This window comes from Streptomyces siamensis (assembly GCF_039543605.1).
GTDB classification, from domain to species: Bacteria; Actinomycetota; Actinomycetes; order Streptomycetales; family Streptomycetaceae; genus Streptomyces; species Streptomyces siamensis.
In genome coordinates this window covers 25,947-45,428 of sequence record NZ_BAABKB010000013.1, presented here as the reverse complement: position 1 = coordinate 45,428, position 19,482 = coordinate 25,947, and the positions used below count along the sequence as shown (strand labels likewise).

Here is a 19,482-nt window from a genome sequence, read left to right as displayed (position 1 = left end):
TTGGCGTGCCGAAGCCCCTCAGTCTTGCCTTCGATCCGATCGCCCGCGCCGACGAACACTGGAAGCAGCGCTGGGGATCGGTTCCGTCCATGGCCGCGATCACATCGATCATGCGCGCGCACCAGATCCTGCTCGCCGAGGTGGACGCCGTCGTCAAGCCGTACGAACTGACCTTCGCGCGGTACGAGGCACTGGTGCTGCTCACCTTCTCGAAGGCGGGCGAGCTGCCGATGTCCAAGATCGGCGAGCGGCTGATGGTGCACCCGACCTCCGTCACGAACACCGTGGACCGGCTGGTGCGGTCGGGGCTCGTCGACAAGCGGCCCAACCCCAACGACGGGCGGGGCACGCTCGCCTCCATCACCGCGAAGGGCCGCGAGGTCTGCGACGCGGCCACCCGCGACCTGATGGCGATGGACTTCGGCCTCGGGGTGTACGACGCGGAGGAGTGCGCGGAGATCTTCGCGATGCTGCGGCCGCTGCGGGTCGCGGCGCACGACTTCGCGGACGAGTAGGACCGCACCGGCGCGCACGGCACCGCGGGACGAGCGGGACCGCCGCGTACGGCACGGGGAGCGATGGGGGCCGCGCGGGCGCGCACGGCACCGCGGGCGCGTGGCGGGGCACCCGTCCGGTGGACGGGGCGGGGGCGCGCGAAGATCGCGCAAATGGGGTGGTTACGCTCGTACCCATGAAGAAGAGCGTGCTGACCAGGTACCGCGTGATGGCCTACGTCACCGGTGTGCTGCTGGTCCTGCTGACCCTCGGTGTGATCGCCAAGTACGTGCTCGACATGGACGGTGCCGCGGACTTCACGCGCGTCGTCGGTATCGCCCACGGCTGGCTCTACGTCGTCTACCTGGTCTTCGCCTTCGACCTCGGCTCCAAGGCGAAGTGGCCGGTCGGCAAGCAGCTGTGGGTGCTGCTGGCGGGGACGATCCCCACGGCCGCCTTCTTCGTGGAGCGCAGGATCTCGCGCGAGCTGGAGTCGCGGGTCGCGGACGACGCTCCCGCGGTCGCCGAGGCATAGTTCACACCGCCGTACGACACCGTACGGCGGTTCCCCATCGACATTTACTAGGACGTCCTAGTAAATTCGAAGACATGGACGCTGACGCCATCGAGGAAGGCCGCCGCCGCTGGCAGGCCCGCTACGACGCCTCGCGCAAGCGCGAGGCCGACTTCACCACGCTCTCCGGCGACCCCGTGGAGCCGGTGTACGGTCCCCGGCCCGGGGACACATATGAGGGCTTCGAGCGGATCGGATGGCCCGGTGAGTATCCCTTCACCCGCGGTCTCTATCCGACCGGCTACCGAGGGCGTACGTGGACCATCCGGCAGTTCGCCGGGTTCGGCAACGCCGAGCAGACCAACGAGCGCTACAAGATGATCCTGGCCAACGGCGGCGGAGGCCTGTCCGTGGCCTTCGACATGCCCACGCTCATGGGCCGCGACTCCGACGACCCGCGCTCGCTCGGCGAGGTCGGGCACTGCGGTGTCGCGATCGACTCGGCCGCCGACATGGAGGTCCTGTTCAAGGACATCCCGCTGGGCGACGTCACGACGTCGATGACCATCAGCGGACCCGCCGTGCCGGTCTTCTGCATGTACCTGGTCGCGGCCGAGCGGCAGGGCATCGACCCGGCCGTCCTGAACGGCACCCTGCAGACCGACATCTTCAAGGAGTACATCGCGCAGAAGGAGTGGCTCTTCCAGCCCGAGCCGCATCTGCGCCTCATCGGGGACCTCATGGAGCACTGCGCCTCCTCGATCCCCGCGTACAAGCCCCTCTCCGTGTCCGGGTACCACATCCGGGAGGCGGGGGCCACGGCCGCGCAGGAGCTGGCCTACACGCTGGCCGACGGCTTCGGATACGTCGAGCTGGGCCTGTCCCGCGGTCTCGACGTGGACGTCTTCGCCCCGGGCCTCAGCTTCTTCTTCGACGCGCACGTCGACTTCTTCGAGGAGATCGCCAAGTTCCGTGCGGCCCGGCGGATCTGGGCCCGCTGGATGCGCGACGTGTACGGCGCGAAGTCGGAGAAGGCGCAGTGGCTGCGCTTCCACACGCAGACGGCCGGAGTCTCGCTGACCGCCCAGCAGCCGTACAACAACGTGGTGCGCACGGCCGTGGAGGCGCTCGCGGCGGTGCTCGGCGGGACCAACTCGCTGCACACCAACGCCCTCGACGAGACCCTCGCCCTGCCGTCCGAGCAGGCCGCCGAGATCGCCCTGCGCACGCAGCAGGTGCTGATGGAGGAGACCGGCGTCGCCAACGTGGCCGACCCGCTGGGCGGTTCCTGGTACGTCGAGCAGCTCACCGACCGGATCGAGGCCGACGCCGAGAAGATCTTCGAGCAGATCAAGGAGCGGGGCCTGCGGGCGCACCCCGACGGGCAGCACCCGATCGGACCTATCACCTCCGGAATCCTGCGGGGCATCGAGGACGGCTGGTTCACCGGCGAGATCGCCGAGTCCGCCTTCCAGTACCAGCGGGCCCTGGAGAAGGGCGACAAGCGCGTCGTCGGCGTCAACGTCCACCACGGCTCCGTCACCGGCGACCTGGAGATCCTCCGGGTCAGCCACGAGGTGGAGCGCGAGCAGGTGCGCGTGCTCGGCGGGCGCAAGGCCGCACGCGACGAGGCGGCCGTGCGCGGGGCGCTGGACGCGATGCTCGCGGCCGCGCGCGACGGGTCGAACATGATCGCCCCCATGCTGGAGGCCGTCCGGGCGGAGGCCACGCTGGGCGAGATCTGCGACGCCCTGCGGGACGAGTGGGGCATCTACACGGAGCCGGCGGGCTTCTGACCCACTCTTCGCTCCCCGGCCCGGCCGGGGGTTCCCTTCCCCGGGGTGGCCGGGGGCCGTTCGCTCGGCCCCCGGCCACCCCTGCTCCGTTTCCGGGGAAGTCCTCAGGGCTGGGCCGACGCGCCCGCGAGGCCCAGCAGCAGCACCCGGGTGAAGCTGTGCACCCACTCCTCGTCCGCGGGCTCCGCGCTGACGAGGGTGCGGTGCACCACGGCACCCGCGACCACGTCGAAGATCAGGTCGGCCGTGCGGGCGGCGGTGGCCGCGTCGGTCTCCGGGGGCAGTTCCCCGCGCGCGGTGGCGCGGGCGCGCCCCTCCAGAACCAGCCGCTTCTGGCGGTCCACGATCGAGGTGCGGATGCGCTCGCGCAGGGGCTCGTCGCGGGTGGACTCGGCCACCACCGCCATCAGCGCGGTCTTCGTCTCCGGGCGGTCCAGGATCGCCGCGAACTGGAGCACCACACCCTCGATGTCGGCGGCGAGACTGCCCCGGTCGGGGAGCTCCAGCTCGTCGAAGAGGACCGCCACCGCGTCGACGACGAGCTCGTTCTTGCCGGCCCAGCGGCGGTAGAGCGTCGTCTTGGCGACCCCCGCGCGCGTCGCCACATCCCCCAACGTCATCTTGGACCAGCCCAGTTCGACCAGCGCCGCGCGCGTCGCCTCCAGGATCGCGGCGTCCGCGGCGGCGCTGCGCGGGCGCCCCGTACGAGTGGCTGAAGTGCGACTCTGCATGTCAGTGACCATATCCGGCAATCTCGATGGCCGAATCCGGCGGTTGTGTGAAGCCGTGAGGGAGATCACCGGGGGAGGGTGCACAGCGGCGCCCCGGGACAGTTACGCTACGACTCGTAGCGAAAGCGTGCACAGCATGATCACGCATGAGCGACGACCACAGTGACACACCAACACACCACTGGCGCCAGGTGGGGACCCGGCGCCGAGCGGACCCGATCAAGACGTAGCCGAGCGGACCCGATCAAGACGTAACAGGTCTGGCTTTCACCACGCTTTTCACACGTGCGCGCGGAAGGGGGAGGATGTACTCATGCAGCCACGGAACATGTCCATGAGCGGAGTCGTCGACCTCGCCGCGGTGAAGGCGGCCCAGGAGGCCAAGACGAAGGCGGAGCAGGCGCGCGCGGAAGCGGCCAGGCAGGGCGGCGGAACAGGGGCCGTGTCCCCCGCCAGCCTCGTCATCGACGTCGACGAGGCGGGCTTCGAGCGCGATGTCCTGCAGCGGTCCACCGAGGTGCCCGTCGTCATCGACTTCTGGGCCGAGTGGTGCGAGCCGTGCAAGCAACTCAGCCCGGTGCTCGAACGCCTGGCCCTCGAATACGCCGGACGCTTCGTCCTGGCCAAGATCGACGTCGACGCCAACCAGATGCTGATGCAGCAGTTCGGGGTCCAGGGGATCCCGGCCGTCTTCGCGGTGGTCGCGGGACAGGCCCTGCCGCTCTTCCAGGGGGCCGCCGGAGAGGCACAGATCCGGGGGACCCTCGACCAGCTCGTCCAGGTCGCCGAGCAGCGCTTCGGGCTCACCGGCCTGACGGTCGACCCGGACGCCGCGCCCGGCGACGTCCAGGCCGCGCCCGAGGTGCCCGCCGGTCCGTACGACGCGCTCCTCGAAGCCGCTGTGCAGGCCCTGGACGCGGGCGACTTGGCGGGTGCCGTCCAGGCGTACAAGAACGTGCTGAGCGACGACCCGGCCAACATGGAGGCCAAACTGGGTCTCGCCCAGGCCGAATTGCTCCAGCGCGTGCAGAGCGTCGACCCGCAGCAGGTGCGCAAGGACGCCGCCGACAAGCCCGGCGACGTGCAGGCGCAGATCGCCGCCGCCGACCTGGACCTGGTGGGCGGGCACGTGGAGGACGCCTTCGGGCGGCTGATCGACACGGTGCAGCGCACGGCGGGTGACGACCGTGACGCCGTACGGCTGCGGCTGCTCGAACTGTTCGAGGTGGTCGGGGCCGACGATCCGCGGGTCGTGGCGGCGCGCCGGGCGTTGGCCAGGGCTCTGTTCTGACCAGTCTCTAAACGCCGGGGCTTGTGATGCCCAGGTGAAAGATTGGCCGACAGGTCGACACGTGGCCGCGCTTTACCAAATCTTGGTAAACGCGGCCGCTGTTACTTGGAGTAAGTCAGGGCCGTTGATCTGTCGGATTCCGTCCACTAATCAACCGTTGTGTCACCCCACCTGATGCCACCCTGCGTCGTCGCCCGATACCGACGGGTCGTTGTTCGGTTATCCGGCCGTTACTAGCGAGTAACGAACCCCCTTGTGCGGGCGGCGAGAATGCACCACGATCGGCGACGCTCGGTCCATTCCCGTACCCCGACAACCAATCGGGTCAACGGATTTTCTGGGTCCCCACCGAGTAGAGCCGACGGCAGTGGCGCCGGCTCTTGGACAGGGGGGTCTCTGCCGTTCGGCGGAGCCTGTCCAGCAGGTTGTGCGTGATGTGTGTCAGGCGCGACCAGTGGTTGTCGCTCGGGGGTGATCGCCGGTGATTCGGGTGCTGTACGCACCTCCGAGTACGGGCGCTCTCCTTCCCGAGGACGTAGCACTTCTCCCATCCCTGCCCGGCTGAGCCGCCGACTTCGGGGCAGTCAGGGCCAGGAGATGTACGTCCGAGAAGGAGGAAATATGGAGTCCCAGGTGCGTGGCGGGACCAGATGGAAGCGGTTCGCGGTCGTGATGGTGCCCAGCGTGGCCGCCACGGCAGCGATAGGTGTCGCCCTCGCGCAGGGTGCTCTCGCCGCGTCGTTCAGCGTTTCCGGTCAGTCGTTCAAGGTGACGGCGGACCGACTCGACGGTACGGGCTTCTCGCAGTACGGAGCCATCGACTCGGGCTACACCCTGGACGGCAAGAAGACGGCTCACCCCGTCGCCGTCTCGGCGTTCAAGTCCGCGACGATCAAGGGCATGTGCCAGTCCGTGGTCACCCCGGACATCCCGCTGCTCGGGTCCGTCAGCCTCGTGCTCAAGGCCGGCGGTGGCGACACCCCGGTCGAGGCCGAGAACCTGTACATCGACGTCGAGGACCTCGAGGCCAACGCGACCTTCCGCGGCATCGACATCGGTGTTGCGGCCAAGGACGCCAGCAAGGGTCCGGGCATCGCCAAGGGCGACACGGCGAACCCCTACGGCTTCGCTCAGCAGGCCGACTCGGCCACGCTGACCGACGTCAAGCAGACGGCGTGGGCGACCACCGCCGGCACGTTCAAGCTCAGCGGCCTGAAGATGTCGCTGTCCAAGGGCGTCAAGGAGTGCTACTAGGCACTCCCTGGGGCGGGTGAGGAGGCTCCGGCAGCCTCGCCCGCCCCGCTCCGCACCGCCGTACGCGGACCACTCACGCGTACTTCTCACAGCAAAGCTGTTCCAGGGAGCTGTTTTCCATGAGCGCCGAGACCCCTGCCGCGCCCGGACACAACGAGCACTACCTCCGGGTCTTCCGGCGGAACTTCCGTACCTGGAGGGGCGACCGTCCCTTCTGGGCCGGCCTGTTCGTCCTGCTCGGCGGTTTCCCGATCGCCTACTTCCCGTACGCGAACCTCCAGATCGGTCACCTGACGCTCGCGATGGCGACCACCGCCGGCGCGGGCTCCCTGATCATCGGCGTTCTGCTCGTCGTGCTGGGCATCAGCCTCTGGTTCCAGAAGCACGTCCGCACCTTCGCTGGTGTGGCGGCGATCCTGCTGGCCCTGGTGTCCATCCCGGTGTCCAACCTGGGCGGCTTCCTGATCGGCTTCCTGTTCGCCATGATCGGCGGCGCGATGGCGGTCTCCTGGGCCCCGGGCGCACCTCCCGCCGAGGAGCGGCCCGCGTCGGCCTCCCTCGCCAAGGGGGACGGCCCGGAGGGCGTGGACGCCGAGCCCGCGATCGCCGCGAACGGTGTGGGTGAGCCGAACGATCTGTCAGGAACGAGCCCGACCAACGGGGCGAACGGGAGGCACAGTGCCGGCTGACGAGGTGACCCACGGGACTGAGGTGGACGAGTCCCGTGTGAGAACCGGGCCGCGCCACGCGGCCCCAAGGAAGCCGCTGTTCACCAGGTTCCACATGCCGGCCGGCAAGGCGATCGCGCTGGCGGCCATGCCCACGGCTGTCCTCATGGGAATGGGCCTCACCCCCACGCTGGCCCAGGCCGAGGACCACCCGACCGCGAAGAGCCTGACGGCCGACGAGTACCAGAAGTGCGTCGAGGCCGTGACGGGCTCCGAGGACGGCAAGGACGCGTCGGACACGGCGTCGCCCTCCGCCTCCTCCTCGCCGAGCGCGAGCGAGTCCGCGGACCAGGCGACACCGAAGCCCTCGTCGAGTTCGGACTCCTCGGACACGACCTCTTCGTCGGATTCAGGTTCCGACGACAAGGCCGAGCCGACGCCGTCCGCCTCCTCGTCCTCCGCGAGCGCCTCGCAGAACTCCTCGGACGGAGCCGCGTCCACGACGGCCCCGTCCGCGTCCGAGAGCAGCAAGAACCCGCTCGACCCGCTGGGTGTCGGCGACGCCCTCAAGGACCTCCTCACGCCCGACGACACGGCGAGCCCCACCCCCACGCCGTCCGCGTCGGCGAGCGCGGGCAAGGACTCCTCCGCGTCGGACGACAAGAGCGTCTCGGACACCGTCAAGGACACGACCGACAAGGTCACCAAGACGGTCGAGGACACGGTGAAGGACACCACCGACACGGCCTCCAAGGCGGCTTCGGACGCCACGGAGAAGGTGCAGGAGGCCGCCGACGCGGCGACCGCCTCGCCCAGCCCGTCCGCGAGCGAGAGCACCGACGCCTCGGACTGCCCGGTCGCGACCGACGACGAGGGCGGTGTCGACAACCCGGTGGCCCTGCCGGACGACCCCTGGTACCTGAACGCCAGTTCGCTGCTGCTCAAGGGTGCCGACTACAAGGGCATCGTCAAGGTGAAGACGGCCAACGGCGGCACCAAGAGGGTCCTGAAGTACGTCATCTCCGACGGCACGGACATCGGGGACCTGCACCAGACGGTGAACGACAAGCAGTCCGGCAAGACCTACCACGTGCAGGCCGCCAAGGGCTCGACGTCCACCATCCGCGACGGCAAGACGATCATGTACACGGAGAGCATCTCCGGCAACCTGCTCGGTCTGATCCCGATCACGTTCGACCCGGACAACCCGCCGCCGCTGAACATCCCGCTCATCTACTTCACCAAGGTGAAGGTCGTGCAGGCAGGTCAGTTCGGCGGCACGCTGACCGTGCCGGGGCTGCACCAGTACACGACCGACTGAGCGCCGCCGAGAGCCCTTCCGGGAGCCGCAGAAGACGCTGAGGGCGCCCCCTGTCACAGGGGGCGCCCTCAGCGGCGTACGGGGCCCGGCGGTCAGCCGTGGTGGCCGCCCTCGCCCAGGTGGTGCACCCGGACCATGTTGGTGGTGCCGGGGACGCCGGGCGGCGAGCCGGCGGTCATCACGACGATGTCGCCGTCGTTGAACCGCTTGAGCTGCTGCAGCTGCTGGTCCACGAGGTCGACCATCTCGTCGGTGCTCTGCACGAACGGCACGATGTGCGACTCGACGCCCCAGCTCAGCGTGAGCTGGTTGCGGGTGCCCTCGTCCGTGGTGAAGGCGAGGATCGGCTGGGCCGCGCGGTAGCGGGACAGCCGGCGGGCCGTGTCACCGGACTTGGTGAAGGCCACCAGGCCCTTGCCACCGAGGAAGTCCGCGATCTCGCACGCGGCACGGGCGACCGAACCACCCTGCGTGCGCGGCTTCTTGCCCGGCACGAGCGGCTGGAGGCCCTTGGACAGGAGCTCCTGCTCGGCCGCGACGACGATCTTCGACATCGTCTTCACGGTCTCGATCGGGTACGCGCCCACGCTCGACTCCGCCGACAGCATGACCGCGTCCGCGCCGTCCAGGATCGCGTTGGCCACGTCGGAGGCCTCGGCGCGCGTCGGACGGGAGTTGGTGATCATCGACTCCATCATCTGGGTCGCGACGATCACCGGCTTGGCGTTGCGGCGGCACATCTCCACGAGGCGCTTCTGCACCATCGGGACCTTCTCCAGCGGGTACTCCACCGCCAGGTCGCCACGGGCCACCATCACCGCGTCGAACGCGGCGACGACGCCCTCCATGTTCTCGACCGCCTGCGGCTTCTCCACCTTGGCGATGACGGGGACCCGGCGGCCCTCCTCGTCCATCACCTTGTGCACGTCGTTGACGTCGTTGGCGTCGCGCACGAAGGACAGGGCCACCATGTCGCAGCCCATCCGCAGCGCGAAGCGCAGGTCCTCGACGTCCTTCTCGGAGAGCGCCGGCACGTTCACGGCCGCGCCGGGCAGGTTGATGCCCTTGTGGTCCGAGATCACGCCGCCCTCGATGACGACCGTCTTGACCCGGGTGCCGTCGACCTCGACGACCCGCAGCTCGACGTTGCCGTCGTTGATGAGGACCTGGTCGCCCTTGGCCACGTCGCCGGGCAGGCCCTTGTAGGTCGTGCCGCAGATGTGCTTGTCGCCGGGCACGTCCTCGACGGTGATGGTGAACTCGTCACCACGCTCCAGCTCGACGGGACCCTCGGCGAAGGTCTCCAGCCGGATCTTCGGGCCCTGGAGGTCGGCGAGGACCCCGATGGCCTTGCCGGTCTCGGCCGAGGCGGCCCGGACGCGGTCGTACCGCCCCTGGTGCTCCTCGTGCGTGCCGTGGCTGAAGTTGAAGCGGGCCACATTCATGCCGGCTTCGATCAGCGCGACCAGCTTCTCTTGGGAGTCGACCGCGGGGCCGAGAGTACAGACGATTTTCGAACGGCGCATGGGGCGATCCTATCGGTTTGTTTCGCTACGGAATATTCCGTCTGGCGGAAGATACAAATGGGCGGACGGCCGCTCAGGCGTTGCCCTCTCCGAGTCCGGCGCCGCTCCCACCGCTCTCCCCGACCAGCGCATACGTCTGTGTGGCGATCTCCAGTTCCTCGTCCGTCGGCACCACGGCGACGGCGACCCGCGCGTCCCGCGGCGAGATGAGCCGCGGCTCACCGCTGCGGACCGCGTTCAGGTCGCCGTCGACCACGAGGCCCAGCTGCTCCAGCCCGGCGACGGCCGCCTCGCGCACCGGCGCGGCGTTCTCGCCGACCCCGGCCGTGAAGGCGACGGCGTCCACCCGGCCGAGGACCGCGTAGTAGGCGCCGATGTACTTCTTCAGGCGGTGGATGTAGATGTCGAAGGCGAGGCGGGCCTGCTCGTCGCCCTCGTCGACGCGGCGGCGTATCTCCCGCATGTCGTTGTCGCCGCACAGACCGATCAGACCGCTCCTCTTGTTGAGAAGAGTGTCGATCTCGTCCGTGGACATCCCGCCAACACGCTGCAAATGGAAGATGACGGCCGGATCCACGTCACCGGAGCGCGTACCCATCACGAGCCCCTCCAGCGGTGTGAGCCCCATGGAGGTGTCGACGCACCTGCCGCCCCGCACGGCCGACGCGGAGGCGCCGTTGCCCAGGTGCAGCACGATGACGTTCACGTCCTCGGGCGCCTTGCCGAGCAGCCTCGCGGTCTCGCGGGACACGTAGGCGTGCGAGGTCCCGTGGAAGCCGTAGCGGCGGATGCGGTGCTCGTCCGCGGTCCGCACGTCGATCGCGTAGCGCGCCGCCGACTCCGGCATCGTCGTGTGGAACGCGGTGTCGAAGACGGCGACCTGGGGCAGGTCCGGGCGCAGCGCCATGGCGGTGCGGATGCCGGTGAGGTTCGCCGGATTGTGCAGCGGCGCGACCGGGATGAGCCGCTCGATCTCCGCGAGCACGGCGTCGTCGACGACCGTCGGCTCGGTGAACCGCTGCCCGCCGTGCACCACCCGGTGGCCGATCGCGGCCAGCTCGGCGGAGTCCAGACCGAGCCCGTCCGCGGCCAGCTCCGTGGCGACGGCCTTCAGCGCGGCGTCGTGGTCGGCGATGGGGCCGACCTGCTCGCGGGTCCGGCCGCCGGTCAGCGGAGTGTGCTTGAGCCGGGAGGTCTCCTCGCCGATCCGCTCCACCAGGCCGACCGCCAGTCGCGAGCTGTCGCGCATGTCGAGCAGCTGGTACTTCACCGACGAGGAGCCGGAGTTGAGGACGAGGACGCGCGAGGCACGGGTGGCCGGGCGCGGCCCGCCGGACGCGGCGGTCGTGGGCGACGGATGGGAGCTCACTGCTGGGAAGCCTTCTGGTCGGGGGTCTGGGCCTGGATCGCCGTGATGGCGACGGTGTTGACGATGTCCTGGACGAGCGCGCCGCGGGAGAGGTCGTTGACGGGCTTGCGCAGCCCCTGGAGGACCGGCCCGACGGCGATCGCGCCGGCCGAGCGCTGCACGGCCTTGTAGGTGTTGTTGCCGGTGTTGAGGTCCGGGAAGATCAGCACGGACGCCTGCCCGGCGACCTCCGACTCCGGCAGCTTCGTCGCGGCCACCGACGGTTCGACGGCGGCGTCGTACTGGATCGGCCCCTCGACGCTCAGATCGGTGCGGCGCAGCCGCACCAGCTCGGTCGCCTCGCGCACCTTGTCGACGTCGGCTCCGGAGCCGGAGGTGCCCGTCGAGTACGACAGCATCGCGATCCTCGGCTCCACACCGAACTGCTCGGCGGTGGCCGCCGACTGGATGGCGATGTCGCTGAGCTGCTCGGCGTTCGGGTCGGGGTTCACCGCGCAGTCCCCGTAGACCAGGACCTTGTCGGCGAGACACATGAAGAAGACCGACGACACGATCTTGGAGTCCGCCTTGGTCTTGATGATCTCGAAGGCGGGCCGGATGGTGGCGGCCGTGGAGTGCACCGAGCCGGAGACCATGCCGTCGGCGAGACCCTCCTCGACCATCAGCGTGCCGAAGTAGTTCACGTCGGCGACCACGTCGTGCGCCAGCTCCACGGTGACGCCCTTGTGGGCCCGCAGCCGGGCGTACTTCATCGCGAAGACGTCCCGCAGCTCGGAGGTCTGCGGATCGACGATCTGGCATCCGCCGAGGTCGATGCCGAGGTCGGCGGCCTTCTTGCGGATCTGGTCGACGGGCCCGAGCAGCGTCAGCTCGCACACCCCGCGGCGCAGCAGCACCTCGGCGGCGTGCAGCACGCGCTCCTCGGTGCCCTCGGGGAGGACGACGCGCCGCTTGTCGGAGCGGGCCTGCTCCAGCAGCTTGTGCTCGAACATCATCGGCGTGAGCCGGTCGCTGCTCGGGGCGGAGACCCGCTTCAGCAGATCGCTCGTGTCCACGTACCGCTCGAAGAGGCCGAGCGCGGTCTCCGCCTTGCGGGGTGTGGCGGCGTTCAGCTTCCCCTCCAGGGAGAAGAGCTCCGCCGCGGTCGGGAAGGAGGTCCCGGCCACCGAGACGACCGGGGTGCCGGGCGCGAGACGTGCCGCCAGGGTGAGGATCTCGTCGCTGGGCCGCTCGTTCAGGGTGAGCAGCACGCCGGCTATCGGGGGAGTGCCGGCGCTGTGCGCGGCGAGCGAGCCGACGACGAGGTCGGCGCGGTCGCCCGGGGTGACCACGAGGCAGCCCGGGGTCAGGGCGCGCAGGAAGTTCGGCAGCATCGCGCCGCCGAAGACGAAGTCGAGCGCGTCGCGGGCCAGCCCGGCGTCGTCGCCGAGGAGCACCTTGCCGTCGAGGGCTTGGGTGATCTGCGCGACGGTGGGGGCGGAGAGCGCCGGCTCGTCGGGCAGCACGTAACAGGGCACGGGCAGGCGGGAGTCGAGCCGTTCGAGGATCTCGGCGCGGTCCTCGGGCGCCACCCGGTTCACGACCATGGCGAGCACGTCGCAGCCCAGCCCGTCGTAGGCGCGGTAGGCGTTGCGCGTCTCGGCGCGGACCGACTCGGCGTTCTGCCCGCGACCGCCGACGACCGGGATCACGGAGGCGGCGAACTCGTTGGCGAGCCGCGCGTTGAGGGCCAGCTCGTCGGGGAGCTGGGTGGCGGCGAAGTCGGTGCCGAGGACGAGGACGACGTCGTACTCGCGGGCGACGGCGTGGAAACGGTCGACGAGCGTCGACACCAGTTCGTCGGTGCCCTGCTCGGCCTGGAGCGCGGACGCCTCGTGGTAGTCCATGCCGTACACCGTCGCCGGGTCCTGGGACAGCCGGTAGCGGGAGCGCAGCAGCTCGAAGAGCCGGTCCGGGCCGTCGTGCACAAGCGGACGGAACACCCCCACCCGGTCGACCTGGCGGGTCAGGATCTCCATGACCCCCAGCTCGACGACCTGGCGGCCGTCACCGCGGTCGATTCCGGTCACGTACACGCTGCGCGTCACGCGTGCTCTCCGTTTCATCCCGATCGTGCACTTCGGGGCTTCGTGGTCTTCGCGGCCTTCGCGGTCTGTGCTCTCCGCGACCCTGCCCGCTTCACGGCGCGGAAAAATGGCCCGCCGGGGTGAGCAGAACCCTCTTGACAATACCCCCGCGGCTGGATAAGGCGCCCGCCGGACCCGAGGTCACGAGGTGCAGACCGGGATGCACAGGACGGAAGCGACGCTGCCGGGGAGCCGTGAAACAATCGGATCGGCTCACCGGCATCAACAGCGAGCAGGAGACACAGCACGATGCGCATCGGAGTTCTCACCGCAGGCGGCGACTGCCCGGGGCTGAACGCAGTGATCCGGTCGGTCGTGCACCGAGCGGTCACCAACTTCGGCGACGAGGTCATCGGCTTCGAGGACGGGTACGCCGGCCTGCTCGAAGGCCGCTTCCGCACCCTCGACCTCGACGCGGTCGGCGGCATCCTCGCTCTCGGCGGCACCATCCTCGGCTCCTCGCGTCTGCAGCGCGACCGGCTCCGCGAGGCCTGCGACAACGCGCAGGACATGGCCCGCGAATTCGGTATCGACGTCCTCATCCCGATCGGCGGAGAGGGCACGCTGACCGCCGCCCGCATGCTGGCGGACGCCGGCCTGCCGGTCGTCGGCGTCCCGAAGACGATCGACAACGACATCTCGTCGACGGACCGCACCTTCGGCTTCGACACCGCCGTCGGCGTGGCCACGGAGGCCATGGACCGTCTCAAGACGACCGCCGAGTCGCACCAGCGCGTGATGGTCGTCGAGGTCATGGGCCGGCACGCCGGCTGGATCGCCCTGGAGTCCGGCATGGCGGCCGGCGCCCACGGCATCTGCTTGCCCGAGCGTGCCTTCGACCCCGCCCACCTGGTGGCGATGGTCGAGGAGCGCTTCTCGCGCGGCAAGAAGTTCGCCGTCGTCTGCGTCGCCGAGGGCGCCCACCCCGTCGAGGGCACCATGGACTACGGCCACGGCGAGATCGACCAGTTCGGTCACGAGCGCTTCCAGGGCATCGGCACCGCCCTCGCCCGCGAACTGGAGCGCCGCCTCGGCAAGGAGGCCAAGCCGGTCATTCTCGGCCACATCCAGCGCGGTGGCACGCCGACCGCGTACGACCGTGTCCTCGCCACCCGCTTCGGCTGGCACGCCGTCGAGGCCGCGCACCGGGGCGACTTCGGCAGGATGACGGCACTGCGCGGCACGGAGGTCGTGATGGTGCCGCTCGCCGAGGCGATCACCGAGCTGAAGACCGTGCCGAAGGACCGCATGGACGAGGCCGAGTCGGTCTTCTGATCGTCCGGGAGCCGGGAGCCGGGAGCCGGGGTGCCTTGAGCCGTGAGCGGGGGACCTTGAGCCGGGAGCCGGCGGCCGAGGAACGGGCCGTGAGCCCGATGTCCTGACGGTCGCGGCTCCGGCGTTCCCGTGCTGTGACGGTCACGGGGCGGCGGGCGCGTGTGTCAGTCGGTGGTGCCCTGGACCATCGTCCAGAAACGATCGACGATCCGGTCGAGGAAGTCGCGTCCCGACTCGCTGGAGTCGGCCGCGGCCGAACCGCCGCCCCAGCTCAGGGTGGCGACCATCTGCCCCTGATAGTCCGTGTGCATCTTCTCCAGGACGACCTCCAGGAGGTGCCGGTCCAGCGGCACCATCTTCCCGACCGGTCGCACATAGGCCTGCCAGCGCGTCGTCATGGCACTGCGCAGCAGGTCCGCGAGCTTTTCGTCGCGCCCCGTCACGGTGATGAAGTCGGGCAGCGACAGCTCGAGGATGTCGGCGAGCGCGGCCGACTGCCGCTCGTTGCCGCGCCACGCGTCGGACTCCTCCATCCGCTGGTACGCGAGGAGTTCCAGACCGGCCGCGCGGGCCACGTCCTCCTGCGCCAGCCCCCGTGCGACCCGGTGCTCGCGCAGGGTGCGCGGCGCCCCGATCAGTTCGCCCGGCGAGCACCACAGCACCCCCGCGAGCGCGGTGAGTTCGGGCGAGCTCGGGGCGGCGATCCCGCGCTCCCAGGCCGTGACCAGGTCGGGAGTGACGTACGGCAGTCCGTACGAGGCCCGCATGCCGTAGGCGACGTGCTCGGGCCCCATGCCGAGCGCCGCCCGCAGTCTGCGGGCGGCGGGGGCGTTGAAGGGCGGGGTGGGCTGATGGGCCTGCGGTAGCTGCACGCGCACAAAGTATGGGTACGGTGCAGCGGTGACTACGGGCTGTTCGGCCACAATCACGGATTGTAGGAACATACGGTTCCGGCCGTCGTCGGGTCGGCCGAAGCCCCCCGGTGCCGCTGCGGCGGTTCCGTCGTGGCGCGCTCCATACGGTATCGCCAAGTCGCCTGTCCAGCACGGGTGTTGGGTCGGCCGGTGCGGCGTACTGTGATGTCGGGCGAGGTTCGGGGGCGGCACGGGGGACAGCACGATGACCGAGTACGACGGGGACCATCTCGACTTCCGGGGCGGGAACTTCACGGGTCCTTTCACGGCGAAGGCCGAATTCCACGAGCACGGGCCGGCGCCCACCGCGCTGGACGCGCTGCCCATGCGGGTCGGCGGCTTCACCGGCCGGGACAGCGAGCTGCGGGTGCTGCTGGACGTGCTGGCCCCGTCCGCGTCCGGCGGTCCCGCGACGGTCGTCGTCACCGCCGTGTCGGGGCTCGGTGGCATCGGCAAGACGGCGCTCGCGGTGGAGGCGGCGCACCAGGCGTGCGAGCGGGGCTGGTTTCCCGGCGGTGTGCTCTTCATCGACCTGCACGGATACGACTACAACGAGGAATCCGTCAGCGCCGAACAGGCCCTGGAGGCTCTGCTGCGGGCCCTGGGCACCGCGTCCCAGCACATCCCGAGCAGGGCGGAAGAGCGGGCCGCGCTATACCGCTCGGCGCTGGCCGAGCGGGCCCGCGAGCGGGGCCCGATGCTGATCCTGGCCGACAACGTCGGCCTGTCGGAGCAGGTGCGGTTCCTCCTTCCCGGCGGCGGCGTCAACCACCGCCTCCTGGTGACCTCCCGCGAACGCCTGCCCCAGCACGGGGCCAGACTCCTGCCCCTGGACGAGCTGACCCCCCGGGCCGCGTTCGACCTCCTCGACCGGGCCCTGAGGCTGGCGGATCCCCACGACCACCGGATCCGTCACGAGACGTGGGCCGCCGAGAAGCTCGCCTCCCTCTGCAAGCACCTGCCGCTCGCCCTCCAGATCGCGGCCGCCCGCCTGGCACTGGACCGGTCGAAGCCGGTCGCCGAACTCACGGCCGAACTGACCGCGTTACGGGACCCGCTCGCCCTCGACGACGGCGAGCGCAGCGTCCGCGCCGCCTTCGAACTGTCCTACCGCCGGCTGTCGCCCGAACAGACCCGCCTCCTCGGACTGCTCGCGCTCGCACCCGGACCCGAAGTCACCACACAGGTCGTCAACGCGCTGATCGGCGCCGAGAGCCCACCGGTGCGGACCCTGGAGGCACTGGCTCGCGCCCATCTCGTCGAACGGGGCACCCAGCGCGGCCGATGGCGGCTGCACGACCTCGTGAAGGCGTTCGGGATCGACATGGTGAGACGGGACCCGGCGCTCGCGGAGGAGGGAGAAGCGGCCCGCTCGCGGGTGCTCGCGTTCTTCTGCCGGTGGACGGAGGCCGCGGACGCCCGGCTGCGCTGGCTGGACGGAATGCCGCAGCCCGAGCTGTTCGCCGACCGGGCGGCGGCGCTGGAGTGGCTGGACGAGCAGCGGGCCGGACTGGTGGCGGCCGTGCAGTGGGCACAGGAGGAGCGGTACGCCGCCGCGGCGGTACGGCTGGCCGAACTGCTGGCCGTCTACCTGGACTGGCGGCGCCACTTCGACGACCTGATCGTGGTGAGCAGCGCCGCCCAGCAGGCCGCGGAACACGCCGGGGAACACCGCAGCGAGGCCGCCGCCTGGAGCAATCTGGGCAACGCCCTCGGCGGCGCGGGCCGGGCGGCGGACGCCATCGAGGCCCTCACCCACGCCCGGCAGCGCTATCAGCTGGCCGGCGACCGGCACGGCGAGGCGATCGCCCTGAGCAGTCTCGGCGCGGCCCTGCGCGACGAGGGCCGGCCCGCGGACGCGATCGACGCACTCAACAGCGCTCTCGCGCTGTACCAGCTCACGGCCGGGGACCGGCACCGCGAGGCGATCGCCTGGACCACCCTCGGTCTCGCGCTGGCCCAGGACGGCCGCGCGGAGGCGGCCATCAACGCCCACACCCGCAGCCAGGGACTGTTCAGGGCGACCGGGGACCGCCACCGCGAGGGCATCGCCTGCAACAACCTCGGCAGTGCGCTGATGCAGGCGGGACGCGTGCGGGAGGCGATCGAGTCGTACCGCAGAGCCGTGGGGATCTACCAGGAGTTCGAGGACTGGTACCGCACCGGCCGGGCCCTGGAGAACCTCGCGCGGGCCCATGGAGCGGCCGGCGTCCCGCACCAGGCACGCGACTGCTGGCTCCGGGCCGCCCGGGCCTTCGCCGAGGCCGACGCCCCCGACCGGGCCGCGCGGGCTCTCGCCGAGGCGGAGGTGCCGGCGCCCGCACCGCCCGCACCGCCCGTACCGGCCGAATCCGGCTGGGGATACCCGCACGGGCCCGGTCCGCAGCTCCCCGGCTTTCCGGGCGTCTCAGCCCTTGACCGCACCTCCCAGCGCGAATCCTCCGCCGAGGCGGCGGGCGACCAGTACGTACAGGAGCAGGACCGGCGTTGAGTAGATGATCGAGAACGCCGCCAGCTGCCCGTACACCACCATGCCGCGGTTGCCGAAGAACTCGTTGATGCTCACGGACGCCGGCATCTGGTCCGGTGTCAGCAGCAACATGAAGGGGACGAAGAAGTTCCCCCACATCATGACGAAGGAGAAGACCGTCACGACGGCCACGCCCGGCCCCATCAGCGGCAGCACGATCCGCACCAGGGACTGGAGGGAGGACGCCCCGTCCGTCCAGGCCGCCTCCTCCAGCTCCTTCGGCACCCCGTCCATGAAGTTCTTCATCAGCCAGATGGCGAAGGGCAGTTGGGACGCGGCGAAGAAGTAGATCGTGCCCTGCATGGTGTCGATCAGATTCACCTGCACGAACAGCGCGTACACCGGCACCATGATCGCCGTGATCGGCAGGCTCGTCGCGAAGAGGATCGTCAGGAGGAACGGGCGGTTCAGACGCGAGCGGAAACGCGACAGCGGGTAGGCCGCCAGCGCCGCGCACACCACGGTGAGCAGGGTGCCTCCGCCGCACAGGATCAGGCTGTTGAGCAGGGGGGTGAAGGTGATGTCCGGTTTCAGGACGGCGTCGAAGTTGGACAGGGTGAGGCCGTCCGGCGCCTTCACCCGCAGATCGGCGTGCGCGTCCAGCGAGGACAGGACCACCCAGGCCAGCGGCAGCGAGAACGCCGCCGCCACGACGAGGAGCCCGGCGTCCGCGGCCAGCCTCCTGCCCGTCCGGCGCGACTTGAGGGTCACACCCCGCCCGGTGCGACGCGACTTGAGCGTCGTCCCGCGAGTCGGTACGGCCATCTCACACCTCCGTCCGCAGCAGACGCATGTAGACCAGCGAGAACAGCGAGCCCACCACCAGGAGCAGCAGCGCCACCGCCGTCCCGTACCCGATCATGCTCTTCTGGAAGGCCTGCTCGTACATGAACAACGGGAGGGTCTGGCTGCGGTTGCCCGGGCCACCGCGCGTCATCACCCAGATCAGACCGAAGACGGACAGCGTCTGCAGGGTGTTGAGCATCAGGTTCGTGCCGATGGAGCGACGGATCATCGGCAGGGTGATGTGCCACAGGCGCCGCCAGCCACCGGCCCCGTCGACCTCGGCCGCCTCCGTGATCTCCTTCGGGATCTCGTTCAGGGCGGCCGAGTAGACCAGCATCGAGAAGGCCGTCCCGCGCCACACGTTGGCGAAGGACACCGCGAGGATCGGCAGGGTGAACATCCAGTTCTGGGTGGGCAGATGGAGCCAGTCCAGAATGGCGTTCAGTGTCCCCTCGCGGCGGAAGAAGGCGTACAGCAGGAATCCCGCCACCACCTCCGGCAGCACCCAGGCCGTGATGACGATCCCCCCGACCACGGTGCGGACGGGCTTGGACGCACGCTGCATGAGCGAGGCGAGCGCCAGACCCAGCGTGTTCTGGCCGAGCAGCGACGACACCACCGTGAACACCAGCGTCAGCCAGACGGCGTTGCGGAACGCGTCGTCCCGGAACGCCGCACGGAAGTTCTCCAGGCCGACGAAGGACGACTGGGCCTGGCCGGTGAGCTGGAGGTCGGTGAAGGCGATGTACGCGCAGTAGGCGATCGGGCCGGCGAGGAAGAGCAGCAGCAGGACGACGGCCGGGGCGAGCGGCAGGGCGCGGGTCAGGGAGCGCAGCCGACCTCCCCGGCGCACGGGGGCGGACGTCTTGCCCACCGTGCCGACCGG

At 70.2% G+C, this 19,482-nt stretch carries 16 protein-coding genes; 9 read left to right on the top strand and 7 right to left on the bottom strand.

The annotated features are described in order from the left end of the window. The first annotated feature begins 5 nt into the window (after positions 1-5). From ABEB03_RS18885 to ABEB03_RS18875, 3 genes are all read left to right on the top strand, one after another. Positions 6-515 (top strand): MarR family winged helix-turn-helix transcriptional regulator, encoded by a 510-nt coding sequence (locus tag ABEB03_RS18885; protein ID WP_028804266.1) that lies wholly within the window; start codon positions 6-8, stop codon positions 513-515. A gap of 176 nt (positions 516-691) precedes the next feature. Beyond that, a complete protein-coding gene (locus ABEB03_RS18880; protein ID WP_345650094.1) occupies positions 692-1,030 on the top strand; it encodes a DUF3817 domain-containing protein in 339 nt (112 codons plus the stop codon). Positions 1,031-1,104: 74 nt separating this feature from the next. Beyond that, positions 1,105-2,805, top strand: coding sequence for an acyl-CoA mutase large subunit family protein (locus ABEB03_RS18875; RefSeq protein ID WP_345650091.1), 1,701 nt, complete (start codon positions 1,105-1,107; stop codon positions 2,803-2,805). Between the two features lie 104 nt (positions 2,806-2,909). On the opposite strand, the gene ABEB03_RS18870 is transcribed toward ABEB03_RS18875, so the two are convergent. Beyond that, positions 2,910-3,536: a TetR/AcrR family transcriptional regulator gene (locus ABEB03_RS18870; RefSeq protein WP_345650088.1), complete on the bottom strand. Its 627-nt coding sequence runs from the start codon at positions 3,534-3,536 to the stop codon at positions 2,910-2,912. A 313-nt stretch (positions 3,537-3,849) separates the two neighbouring features. Between ABEB03_RS18870 and ABEB03_RS18865 the strand changes: the two genes are divergently transcribed. The 4 genes from ABEB03_RS18865 (at position 3,850) to ABEB03_RS18850 (ending at position 8,070) form a co-directional block, all read left to right on the top strand. Further along, complete coding sequence (locus ABEB03_RS18865) at positions 3,850-4,827, top strand: tetratricopeptide repeat protein (RefSeq protein ID WP_345650085.1); 978 nt, start codon at positions 3,850-3,852, stop codon at positions 4,825-4,827. Between the two features lie 621 nt (positions 4,828-5,448). Next, entirely contained in the window at positions 5,449-6,081 is a 633-nt protein-coding gene (locus ABEB03_RS18860; RefSeq protein ID WP_028804271.1) for a DUF6230 family protein, read from the top strand. 119 nt (positions 6,082-6,200) lie between these two features. Next, positions 6,201-6,770: a DUF6114 domain-containing protein gene (locus ABEB03_RS18855; RefSeq protein ID WP_345650081.1), complete on the top strand. Its 570-nt coding sequence runs from the start codon at positions 6,201-6,203 to the stop codon at positions 6,768-6,770. Beyond that, positions 6,760-8,070, top strand: coding sequence for a hypothetical protein (locus ABEB03_RS18850; RefSeq protein WP_345650078.1), 1,311 nt, complete (start codon positions 6,760-6,762; stop codon positions 8,068-8,070). Before ABEB03_RS18855 ends, ABEB03_RS18850 begins: the two co-directional genes overlap by 11 nt. 92 nt (positions 8,071-8,162) lie before the next feature. Here the strand turns inward: ABEB03_RS18850 and pyk are convergent, their stop codons facing one another. The 3 genes from pyk to pta form a co-directional block, all read right to left on the bottom strand. After that, positions 8,163-9,596 carry a pyruvate kinase gene (pyk, locus tag ABEB03_RS18845; protein ID WP_345650075.1) on the bottom strand — a complete coding sequence of 478 codons (1,434 nt, stop codon included), beginning with the start codon at positions 9,594-9,596 and terminating at the stop codon, positions 8,163-8,165. Between the two features lie 73 nt (positions 9,597-9,669). Then, positions 9,670-10,965 carry an acetate kinase gene (locus tag ABEB03_RS18840; RefSeq protein WP_345650072.1) on the bottom strand — a complete coding sequence of 432 codons (1,296 nt, stop codon included), beginning with the start codon at positions 10,963-10,965 and terminating at the stop codon, positions 9,670-9,672. Further along, a complete protein-coding gene (gene pta, locus ABEB03_RS18835) occupies positions 10,962-13,052 on the bottom strand; it encodes a phosphate acetyltransferase (protein WP_345650069.1) in 2,091 nt (696 codons plus the stop codon). The genes ABEB03_RS18840 and pta overlap by 4 nt, the downstream gene beginning before the upstream one ends. Before the next feature lie 288 nt (positions 13,053-13,340). Here pta and ABEB03_RS18830 point away from each other — a divergent pair, with 288 nt between their 5' ends. Then, complete coding sequence (locus ABEB03_RS18830) at positions 13,341-14,366, top strand: ATP-dependent 6-phosphofructokinase (RefSeq protein WP_028804276.1); 1,026 nt, start codon at positions 13,341-13,343, stop codon at positions 14,364-14,366. A gap of 164 nt (positions 14,367-14,530) precedes the next feature. On the opposite strand, the gene ABEB03_RS18825 is transcribed toward ABEB03_RS18830, so the two are convergent. Beyond that, positions 14,531-15,160 (bottom strand): XRE family transcriptional regulator, encoded by a 630-nt coding sequence (locus tag ABEB03_RS18825; protein WP_425589270.1) that lies wholly within the window; start codon positions 15,158-15,160, stop codon positions 14,531-14,533. Between the two features lie 325 nt (positions 15,161-15,485). Here ABEB03_RS18825 and ABEB03_RS18820 point away from each other — a divergent pair, with 325 nt between their 5' ends. Continuing rightward, entirely contained in the window at positions 15,486-17,771 is a 2,286-nt protein-coding gene (locus tag ABEB03_RS18820) for a tetratricopeptide repeat protein (protein WP_345650061.1), read from the top strand. Here ABEB03_RS18820 and ABEB03_RS18815 read toward each other — a convergent pair. Both ABEB03_RS18815 and ABEB03_RS18810 read right to left on the bottom strand, forming a co-directional pair. Then, complete coding sequence (locus ABEB03_RS18815) at positions 17,688-18,575, bottom strand: carbohydrate ABC transporter permease (RefSeq protein WP_345650058.1); 888 nt, start codon at positions 18,573-18,575, stop codon at positions 17,688-17,690. The two genes, ABEB03_RS18820 and ABEB03_RS18815, sit on opposite strands and share 84 nt — an antisense overlap. A 1-nt stretch (position 18,576) precedes the next feature. After that, a complete protein-coding gene (locus tag ABEB03_RS18810; protein WP_425589269.1) occupies positions 18,577-19,470 on the bottom strand; it encodes a carbohydrate ABC transporter permease in 894 nt (297 codons plus the stop codon). Between the last annotated feature and the right edge of the window lie 12 nt (positions 19,471-19,482).

Coding starts and splice junctions, on each gene's coding strand:
- ABEB03_RS18880 (WP_345650094.1), top strand. CDS start 692: ATGAAGAAGAGCGTGCTGACCAGGTACCGCGTGATGGCCTACGTCACC.
- ABEB03_RS18875 (WP_345650091.1), top strand. CDS start 1,105: ATGGACGCTGACGCCATCGAGGAAGGCCGCCGCCGCTGGCAGGCCCGC.
- ABEB03_RS18870 (WP_345650088.1), bottom strand. CDS start 3,536: ATGCAGAGTCGCACTTCAGCCACTCGTACGGGGCGCCCGCGCAGCGCC.
- ABEB03_RS18865 (WP_345650085.1), top strand. CDS start 3,850: ATGCAGCCACGGAACATGTCCATGAGCGGAGTCGTCGACCTCGCCGCG.
- ABEB03_RS18860 (WP_028804271.1), top strand. CDS start 5,449: ATGGAGTCCCAGGTGCGTGGCGGGACCAGATGGAAGCGGTTCGCGGTC.
- ABEB03_RS18855 (WP_345650081.1), top strand. CDS start 6,201: ATGAGCGCCGAGACCCCTGCCGCGCCCGGACACAACGAGCACTACCTC.
- pyk (WP_345650075.1), bottom strand. CDS start 9,596: ATGCGCCGTTCGAAAATCGTCTGTACTCTCGGCCCCGCGGTCGACTCC.
- ABEB03_RS18830 (WP_028804276.1), top strand. CDS start 13,341: ATGCGCATCGGAGTTCTCACCGCAGGCGGCGACTGCCCGGGGCTGAAC.
- ABEB03_RS18825 (WP_425589270.1), bottom strand. CDS start 15,160: ATGGGGCCCGAGCACGTCGCCTACGGCATGCGGGCCTCGTACGGACTG.
- ABEB03_RS18820 (WP_345650061.1), top strand. CDS start 15,486: ATGACCGAGTACGACGGGGACCATCTCGACTTCCGGGGCGGGAACTTC.
- ABEB03_RS18815 (WP_345650058.1), bottom strand. CDS start 18,575: ATGGCCGTACCGACTCGCGGGACGACGCTCAAGTCGCGTCGCACCGGG.